Origin of the sequence: Fructilactobacillus sanfranciscensis DSM 20451 (genome assembly GCF_001436035.1) — a bacterium.
GTDB lineage: Bacteria > Bacillota > Bacilli > Lactobacillales > Lactobacillaceae > Fructilactobacillus > Fructilactobacillus sanfranciscensis.
On the sequence record NZ_AYYM01000035.1, the window covers coordinates 1 to 6,207 of the forward strand.

Annotated in this window: 8 protein-coding genes; 2 read left to right on the plus strand and 6 right to left on the minus strand. The window is 35.6% G+C overall.

The window, feature by feature from the left end:
- Positions 1-435: 435 nt before the first annotated feature.
- The 3 genes from FD36_RS05990 to FD36_RS06000 form a co-directional block, all read right to left on the minus strand.
- On the minus strand, positions 436-2,067 hold the full coding sequence (locus FD36_RS05990) for a BCCT family transporter (RefSeq protein ID WP_056958766.1): 1,632 nt from the start codon (positions 2,065-2,067) through the stop codon (positions 436-438).
- Between the two features lie 133 nt (positions 2,068-2,200).
- Positions 2,201-2,770 carry a sugar O-acetyltransferase gene (locus FD36_RS05995; RefSeq protein WP_041817936.1) on the minus strand — a complete coding sequence of 190 codons (570 nt, stop codon included), beginning with the start codon at positions 2,768-2,770 and terminating at the stop codon, positions 2,201-2,203.
- Positions 2,771-2,780: 10 nt separating this feature from the next.
- Complete coding sequence (locus FD36_RS06000) at positions 2,781-3,470, minus strand: ribonuclease H family protein (protein WP_056958774.1); 690 nt, start codon at positions 3,468-3,470, stop codon at positions 2,781-2,783.
- 118 nt (positions 3,471-3,588) lie between these two features.
- On the opposite strand from FD36_RS06000, the gene FD36_RS06005 reads away from it, so the two are divergent.
- The gene (locus FD36_RS06005; RefSeq protein ID WP_056958768.1) at positions 3,589-4,029 is read left to right on the plus strand and encodes a hypothetical protein; all 441 of its coding nucleotides are present in this window, start codon (positions 3,589-3,591) and stop codon (positions 4,027-4,029) included.
- 73 nt (positions 4,030-4,102) lie between these two features.
- On the opposite strand, the gene FD36_RS06990 is transcribed toward FD36_RS06005, so the two are convergent.
- Positions 4,103-4,225 (minus strand): hypothetical protein, encoded by a 123-nt coding sequence (locus tag FD36_RS06990; protein ID WP_014082415.1) that lies wholly within the window; start codon positions 4,223-4,225, stop codon positions 4,103-4,105.
- Between the two features lie 117 nt (positions 4,226-4,342).
- On the opposite strand from FD36_RS06990, the gene thiD reads away from it, so the two are divergent.
- The gene (thiD, locus tag FD36_RS06010) at positions 4,343-5,140 is read left to right on the plus strand and encodes a bifunctional hydroxymethylpyrimidine kinase/phosphomethylpyrimidine kinase (RefSeq protein ID WP_056958770.1); all 798 of its coding nucleotides are present in this window, start codon (positions 4,343-4,345) and stop codon (positions 5,138-5,140) included.
- A gap of 65 nt (positions 5,141-5,205) precedes the next feature.
- Here thiD and FD36_RS06815 read toward each other — a convergent pair whose 3' ends face one another.
- Complete coding sequence (locus FD36_RS06815; protein WP_014082417.1) at positions 5,206-5,382, minus strand: hypothetical protein; 177 nt, start codon at positions 5,380-5,382, stop codon at positions 5,206-5,208.
- Position 5,383: 1 nt separating this feature from the next.
- On the minus strand, positions 5,384-6,070 hold the full coding sequence (locus tag FD36_RS06015; RefSeq protein WP_225361235.1) for an NAD(P)H-dependent oxidoreductase: 687 nt from the start codon (positions 6,068-6,070) through the stop codon (positions 5,384-5,386).
- Positions 6,071-6,207 lie beyond the last annotated feature (137 nt).

A 6,207-nucleotide genomic window follows, 5' to 3' on the forward strand; every position in this document is an offset into this window, starting at 1 on the left:
TTAGGATTGATTTCTTTAATACTATTTATTAACCTAATTATATTTTTATCTTTGTCTATTGATTGCGACGAAGTCGCATAGTAATAGTTACTTCTAGGTAATTTAACAGCTTTTAAAATGAAGCTAAGACTGACTTTGAATTTACGCCTTAGATCATCAATTACCATTACTTTTTCTTTGCTTGTTTTTGATCTAAGGCTTTCAGTTTTTTTAAATATTCATTTTGAATTCTAAGCATTAAGTTTTCTTCTTTAAGCTGCTTAAGTTCATCATCTTTTGATAATTTAGTTTGTTTTGTTACTTTATTTTTATTCATTTTTGGATTACCTCGTTTTCTTGNAATAAAGAAAAAATCATTATTTTTTATATATAAAAAGGTAACCGAATTAATTAAAAATCCAGTTACCTTTTATAAAACAAATCTATTAAATTATTTTAATCATCATCATCAATATTACGATTTAAACGAGCAGCCATCCTTTTCGCCCGAATTCGTTGCATCTTTTCTTTCTTCTTCTCGATCCGCATGTCGTCCATTCCTTTAGCTTTAAGGACGATTCCTTCATCATTTTTCACCATGTGATAAATGGAAACTAAGATCATGATACAGACAAACATCAAAGGGAAACCTGAGATTGCACAGAAGGTTTCAACGGTATTGAAACCACCAACTACCACAATTCCAAAGGAGAATAGCACAAAAATAATTACCCATGTCATTCGGTTGAATTGACTGGGCTCTTGGTTATCCTTCAACTTCAAACTAGTAAATGAAGAAACAATGTAAGCTGAAGACGAAATGGTCGTTGCCAAGAAAATGAAAGAAGAAATACAATAAACAATAAATACTATTGATCTAAAAGGCAAACTTGATAAGACGGCCGTAATTACAGCTTCTTGCCCCTTGGTATTTAAAATATGCACTAAATTAATGGCACCAGTTTTTTGTAACCAAAGTGAATAGCCACCTAAAATGGCGTAAAAACTCAAACACCCAGCTGAACCATAACCCAACATTCCTAAAAGAATTTGCCGAATGGTTCTTCCTTTGGAAATTCTGGCAATGAATAGTCCCATCACGGGCATGTATGCTAACCACCAACCCCAGTAAAAGATAACTTCTGAGTTAGCGATATCAGGTGTTCCGTTTGGTACTGTATTAGTACTTAAAGAAACAAAGTTACTGGTTAACAATCCTAAACTGTTAGTTTCAGAACTCAAAATATAAATCGTGGGTCCAACTAAAAGGACAAAGGCCAAGAAGATAACGGCCGTCCAAATATGTATATCACTTAATTTATCAATCCCACCATTAAGTCCATGCCAAACGGTCCAAGCAAAGATCACAAATAAAATTCCAAAAAGTCCAATTTTAAGCGTCATATTATCTGGTAACCCAGTTAAACTACTTAAAACATTAGAAATGATTGGAATTTCCATTCCAACTGACGAACCGACTCCACCCATGATTCCAAAAACAACTAAGAAATCAACGAGTTGCCGTAAGGCGTATTTCCACTTTTCGTCACCTTGAATGAACGTGATTGACTTGCTGAGGCGTTGCACATGACCCTTTTTTACGAATAATATATAACCAATTGCAATGGCTGCCGGAGCGTACATCATCCAAGCCATTGGACCCCAGTCAAATTGACCTAGCATATGTGCGTAGTTATAGGCGTTTTGTGAAAATGGTTTAATTCCAAAAGGTGGCGAAGAAACATATCGAATCGGGTCAACAATACTCAACATCAAAATACTAGCATCAATGGCAGTAGCAAAAACCATGCTTCCCCATTGTAAGTTACTGTATTGTGGCGTGGAATGCGGATCACCTAGTCGAATAGCTCCATATTTACTAAAGAGCAACCACATGAAGAAAATAAAGTTCACAATGTAAATCATCATGTAGGCCCAGCCCATTTGCTTAGTAATCCAAGCTAATGCAACTGTCAGAAAACCTTGAAGGCTTGAGCCCCCCATAATCAAAATTGCCGAAACGACCGAAAAAATCAGAATCGTCGGAATAAAGACATATTTATCAATATTAAAGTGTTTAAAAATAATAAAAAATCCTCCTCAGATTAATATAAAAAAATTCTAATAAAAAGCACTGTCAAAATGGAACGAAAATCGAACCATTTACACAGTGTGTACAAATGCCAAAGCTTAAGTTTCCTTTAAATTATACCACTTATCCTTATTTATCAAATTGACCGTTATCAATCGTCTTAATTACTCGAGCAGGATTTCCAGCGATACAAACATTATCGCCAAAAGATTTGGTAACAACCGCACCTGCACCAACGACCACATTATCACCTAAAGTAACTCCAGGAAGAATGGTAACTCCACCACCAAACCAGGCGTTGTCACCAATTTTAATTGGGGCTCCTAATTCAACATCCGCCACCCGTTCTTTGGCAGTCAACGGATGAATATTGGTATAAAGTCCACAATTAGGTCCAATGTAACAATTTTTCCCAAAGGTAATTGGGCAAGAATCCATTAAAGTTAGGCGATAATTACCAAAGAAATTATTACCAATATGAATGTTCCAGCCATAATCAAATTGTAAATCAGTTTCTACAAAGAATTCGTCACCAGTATCAGCAAACAATCCCTTAATCATGGCATTTCTTTCTTCATTATCGGGTGTATTATTGATTTTTTGAAGCATTTTACGTACCAAAATCCGTCGTTTAATTAACTCGTGATCAAATTGATTAAAATCTTCTCCCGCTGTCATTTTTTCTCGTTCTGTGGTCATAAAAATCCTCCTACATTTTATCCATCGTTTGATTTAATAGTTCATCAACAAAGACATTTCCCTGATTAGTCGCGTGCCCTTTAGTCCAAGCATATTGAATTTTAGGGAATTTATCCAATAATTGGTCTAGTTGTTGCCAAAGTTCAGCATTTTTTAATTCGCCAGCACTTCGTTTCCAGCCCCGTTTTTTCCAACCCTTAATCCAACCTTTTTGAATCGCATTCAAAACGTAACGAGAATCAGAAACAATTCCTACTGACTTATTATTAAATTGATTTTCCCATAACCACTGTAAAGCTTGAACCAAGGCCGTAATTTCCATTTTATTATTAGTAACGCCAAATTCTCCGGCCGAGTCAGAATGTTGTTTGCCGTGGTAATCAATTAGATATGCCCACGCAGCAGGGTCAGTAGCTTTAACGTGCCCACCAGCGACATTTCCATGGTTCCGCGAACCACCATCAGTAAAAACCACAATTTCTGGTCTTACTTTACTAGTTGATGGGACCGCATTTGCAGTGGACTGCTTCTTTTCAGAATCTTTTCCATTCATAAAAGCCTGTGCCTCAGCTTCCGTTTTAAAACTTTTATACTTAGCATTGGGATATCCATCAACTTGTGCTCTAGCCGTATCCCAACTATTGTAAATTCCGGGTTGTTTTCCCACACGTACTGCATAAAATTTCTTTACATTCGCCATGGTCATTCTTTCCCCTTTTAATTTTATTAAAAAATACTTATTAATACTGTTTAATCCTTTGCTTTCCGCCCGTTTTATGTAAAAATAGTAATAAGAAAATAAAATAGGAGGAAACGAGATGTCTGATATTAACATCAAACTAATCACTGCTGATCAAGCTATGAAAATGCTACGCGATCGGCATGCGAAACGAAATGAACGTTTCCCAGAATTAATTACACCTGGTAGTTATATTTTACCAGACTATTATTTAACTCGAAAAAGAGAAGCGTTTAAGATTCGTCGTCATACCTTCTTAAAGAAAAAATCACGTTCTTACGTAGCATTTGACTCAGAAAATGGGCAAACACTTTGGTTACGTAATTTCAATAGTTTATCTGAAGCAATGTTTTGGCTCAATACTGGCTTAAAACCTGCTGATAGTGATTCAAACAATTCATTTGCTAAGTGGAAAGAAAATCACGCTGATGAAATTAATACCTTAAAAGACCAATTAAGAGCGCTATCTAAACCTAAGAAGAAAGATATTACTAAAGCAACAAAGGCAAAAGCAAAATAACTAAAATAAGAGCCCATCTGATTGATGAGCCCTTATTTTTTTGCAAGAAAAAAGCCGCCATAGCGACTTTCAATTATTTAGCAGGTGTTTTCTTTAAGAATTGTTGTAATTCTGCAACTCTTTTTTGTTCTTTTTTACGGCCTTTTTGGTCGATTGGACGACGTCCTTGAACACCATTTGGATGACAAATTCTCATGACGAAATGCTCCTTTACTTTTTCTTGTTTTACTTACAATTAACAGCTCCTTGTATTATAATACATCCAACCCTATAAAATCAAATATATTTCAAATTCAAAGGCAGGTAGCTAAATATGATTAATGATTATCCTCAAGTTGTAACCATTGCTGGAAGCGATAGCGATGGTAGTGCCGGAATGCAAGCAGATTTACTAACCTTTTTTGCTAAGAAAGTCTACGGTGCTACGGTTATTACCGCTTGTGTGGCTGGTAACTCATTTGGAATTCATGCAGGCGTTAATATGGAGCCTGATTTTATTGCTCAGGAATTTAAAGATTTAGCGGATGATTTCAAGATTCGGGCCGCTAAAACTGGAATGTTAGCAGATAGTAAAATTATTAATTCTGTGGCAGATAACTACGAAAAATACGATTTTGGACCTTTAGTTGTCGATCCCGTAATTATTACCAAACACGGAGACATGCTATTGGAACAAGAGGCTTACGATGCCTTAGTGAAACGGTTGCTTCCAATGGCAGATGTCTTAACTCCTAACTTCTTTGAAGCCGTTAAATTAACTGGTTTAGATGATCAAGATCCTGATTTTCAAGCCAAGGCCGCTCATAAGTTACAAGAACTTGGTGCTAAAAACATCATGGTTAAAGGACGTCATGATAGCGACGACCAAACCGAAGTGACTGATTACGTTTTACTTGAGGATGGCTCAACGTTCACATTGACTGGACCTTATTTCAATACTACTCACAAAAATGGAACTGGTGACACATTGTCAGCTGCCATTACCGCTGAACTTGGTTTAGGCAAGTCAGTTGAGGAAGCAATTCGTTCAGGTAAAAAATATGTCGATGCTTGTATCAAAAATGGTATCGATGTTGGTCATAAGTTTGGACCAATTAATCACTGGGCATAAAAATCTTAAATAATAAAAGGGTAATGGCTTAATTTAAAAGTCATTACCCTTTTTCATTTTCAAAATTACCATTTATTAGGACTCCAGATCCGCCCATCTAGCTCCATTTCAGCTTGCTCAATTCGTTTCGCCTGTTCTTTCGCAATATCTTTAGTTGCTTCTAAAAGAGCTTGATTAGCAAATGTCGTAGTCTGTGCCTCAAGTTCATCAATTTGTTGTAACAGCCAATCTAAATTTTCCACATTAACCCTCCTCAGCTTGTCGAATCATTTTAATTTGATCCTTTAAATCGTTTAAATCAATTTTATTTTGTTCTAGTTGGTCAATAACTAACTGTAATTGAGCTTGATTATTAGAATTCATCATCTTTTTCAATTGTTTAATTATCCAGTCTTGACGCACACTAAAACTAAAGGAAAAAGCAGCCGTTAAATATTGTTGATAATCAATTAAAAGTTTCGTTTGTTGATCAGGTGTCATGTAGTCAAATTGATCAACCACTAAGGGTGTCATAAATATCATACCTGCTCGATGAGCCAAAGCACGATATGGAACTAAAATTTCAGAAATACTAAAACCTTCTGTGGCGCCCGCCTGAAAATCTTTAGCGGGATAACCAAGCGTTGTCACAATTCCTAATTCTTTTCCTTTTAAAATTCCTTTTTCATTAGCAAACGTAAAAGCTCGCGTTAATACTTCATCTTCCCATTTTTTTAAAGTCGCTGGGGCACTATACCAGTACATGGGAAATTGAAAAATAATGCGATCATGTTCAATTAATAACTGTTGCTCAGCTGCAACGTTAAATTCAGTCTGTTCTGGTAAATAATGCCAAGTAATCTCTTCTAATCCTTCTGTTGCCCGTTTCAAAAATCCTTGTGTTCCAGAGTCGTGATAATCCGGATGAGCTACAATCACTAAAGTTTTCATTTTGTCCCCAATCATTGCTTGTTTTCTTTTTCTTCTATTATAAGGGTTTTGAATTTTTAAAACATTTATAATAGAGTCTAATTATTGACAAAATCTGTGGGCATGTTATTATGTAATAGATGTATGTAACGTTTCGA